Origin of the sequence: Thiohalocapsa sp. (assembly GCF_019695415.1) — a bacterium.
Taxonomy (GTDB): Bacteria; Pseudomonadota; Gammaproteobacteria; order Chromatiales; family Chromatiaceae; genus Thiohalocapsa.
Genome location: NZ_JAIFKJ010000466.1, coordinates 1 through 2,620, shown reverse-complemented (window position 1 = coordinate 2,620; position 2,620 = coordinate 1). Strand labels below are relative to the sequence as shown.

The 2,620-nt window shown below is 67.4% G+C and carries 2 protein-coding genes; both read left to right on the top strand.

Features of this window, described 5'->3' with window-relative positions; all coding sequences use genetic code 11:
- Positions 1-1,508 (top strand): phosphomannomutase/phosphoglucomutase (locus I6U14_RS13025; protein ID WP_367115667.1); only part of this gene is annotated, 1,508 nt, incomplete at its 5' end.
- Between the two features lie 56 nt (positions 1,509-1,564).
- Positions 1,565-2,461, top strand: a complete 897-nt coding sequence (gene argB / locus I6U14_RS13020; protein ID WP_296899946.1) for an acetylglutamate kinase — start codon at positions 1,565-1,567, stop codon at positions 2,459-2,461.
- The last annotated feature ends 159 nt before the right edge of the window (positions 2,462-2,620 follow it).

Genomic DNA, 2,620 nt, shown 5'->3' with positions numbered 1-2,620 from the left:
GGGGGCTTGGGCCACAGGGGGCGGGTTTGACCCTGCGCCCGGGCCTGCCCCCCGCGTCTGGCGGCGCTCGGGCCAGGTGGCCGGCGCCCGCTGAGGCGGCCGCGGCCGCCGGTGGGGACCTGGGCCAGGCGACTGTGCCAGCCCACATTTTCCGCGCTTATGACATCCGGGGGCTCGTCGGCAGCGAGATCGACCCGCCGACGATGCGCCTTCTGGGTCGAGCCGTGGGGAGCGAGACGGCGATCCAGGGGCAGCGCAGCTGCGTCGTCGCCCGTGACCAACGCCCGTCAGGGCCTGCCCTCACGGAGGCCCTCATCACGGGCCTGCGCGAGACCGGCTGCGACGTGCTCGACCTCGGCGTGGCGCCGACACCCCTTGCCTACTACGTCGCGTATCTCCAGGGGCTCACCAGTGCCGCCGTCGTCACCGCGAGCCACAATCCTGCGGCCTACAACGGCCTCAAGATCGTCCTCGGCGGCCGCGCCGCGAGCGAGGCCCAGATTCAGGGCCTGCGCCAGCGTATCCTGCGCGGTGACTTCGAGCGGGGCGAGGGGCGGCGCACGGAGCTCGACGCCACGGCCGACTACATTCGCGACGTTTGTGACGGCATCGCTTTGGCCCGGCCCCTGAAGGTCGTTGTCGACTGTGGCTTCGCCACGGCGAGCCGTCTGGCGCCGGCGCTGTTTCGGGCGCTGCAATGCGAGGTCAGCGAGCTGTGCTGCGACATGGATCCGGCACAGGCCGATCAGCATATGCCGGATCCGGCACAGCCGAAAAACCTCGAGGCACTCGCCGATGCGGTCATCGGCACCGGCGCGGATCTCGGGCTCGCTTTCGATGCCGACGGCGACCGCCTGGGGGTGGTCGACTCCGCCGGCAACTTCATTGCCGCGGATCGCATGCTCATGCTGCTGGCGGCCGACCTGCTCGCGCGGGCCCCAGGCAGCGTTGTCGTCTACGACGTCAAGTGCAGCCACCATCTTGGGGCCGCTGTACTGAGCAACGGCGGCCGGCCCATGATGTGGAAGTCGGGACACAGCTTCATCAAGCAGAAGGTACGTGAGCTGGGTGCCCCCTTGGGTGGCGAGCTCTCCGGTCACATCGTCTTCGCAGACCGTTGGAACGGGTTCGATGATGCCTTCTATGCCGCGGCCCGGTTGCTGGAGGTGCTCGCGCGTGATCCGCGGCCCAGCGCCGACGTTTTCGCCGACTGTCCTGTCGGTATCAGCACGCCGGAGCTCCTCGTTCCGCTGCGAGCGGGCGAGCACAGAAGCATCATGGCGTCGGTGCTCGCTATGGCGGACCGGCTCGATGGCGTCGAGGTCAACACCACCGACGGCCTGCGCGCGGAGCTGGACCAGGGCTGGGGGCTGATCCGCGCCTCCAACACCCAGCCTGGGCTGGTATTCCGCTTCGAGGCGGACGATCAGCTGGCGTTGGACAAGGTCCAGGGCCTCTTCCGGCGCATGATGCATGCGGCAGCGCCGCATCTGGACCTGCCTTTCTGATCCGCCCCGTTCGGCACGCGCTGACGCCGCAGGCCTCAAGCTCAGGAATTTGCCGCATGTCTCTTCCCGAAGATCGCGCCCGCAACATCGCCCGTGTCCTCATCGAGGCGCTGCCTTATATCCGCCGCTTCGCCGGCAAGACCATGGTCATCAAATACGGCGGCAACGCCATGGTCGAGCAGCGCCTCAAAGACGGCTTCGCCCGCGACATCGTGCTGATGAAGTTGGTGGGGCTCAATCCGGTGCTGGTGCACGGCGGCGGACCGCAGATTGGCCAACTGCTGGAGCGCTTGGGTAAGGCCAGCGAGTTCGTCGACGGCATGCGGGTTACCGACAGCGAGACCATGGACGTGGTGGAGATGGTCCTGGGCGGCCTGGTGAACAAAGAGATCGTCAACCTCATCAACCAGCACGGCGGCAACGCCGTCGGCCTCACCGGTAAGGACGGCGATCTGATCCGCGCCCGCAAGATGCTGCTGCGCCGCGATGCGCCGGAGCTGTCCGCACCGGAGATCATCGACTTGGGCCACGTGGGCGAGGTGGAGAGCATCGACGTCAGCGTCGTGAACATGCTGGTGGGGGGCAATTTCATCCCTGTCATCGCCCCTATCGGGGTCGGGGCCGATGGCTTCTCGTACAACATCAACGCGGACCTGGTGGCGGGCAAGGTGGCCGAGGTCCTCCACGCCGAGAAGCTCATCCTGCTGACGAACACCGCAGGTCTACTGGACGCGGAAGGGGAGCTCATCCGCGAGCTGGATCTGGGACGGGTGCAGAGCCTGATCAACGAGGGCGTCATCGCCGGCGGCATGCTGCCGAAGGTGGGGTGCGCAGTGGAAGCCGTGAAGGCGGGTGTGCGTGCCGCCCATATCCTGGATGGGCGGGTGGAGCACGCGGTGCTGCTGGACCTCTTCACCGACGAAGGCGTCGGTACCAAGATCAGCCCCCGCTGAGCCGCCCCGGCGCCGCCGCTGTCTTCGCGCCAAATCGGCACCGCGGAGTCCATATCCGAGGGATTGCCGTCTCGCATCACGATTAGGGAAGCGCTGATTTATTAGCGCTTCCCGTGCGGGGCAGGACGCCCCGCCATTTTCGGCGACGTAAGTCGCTGA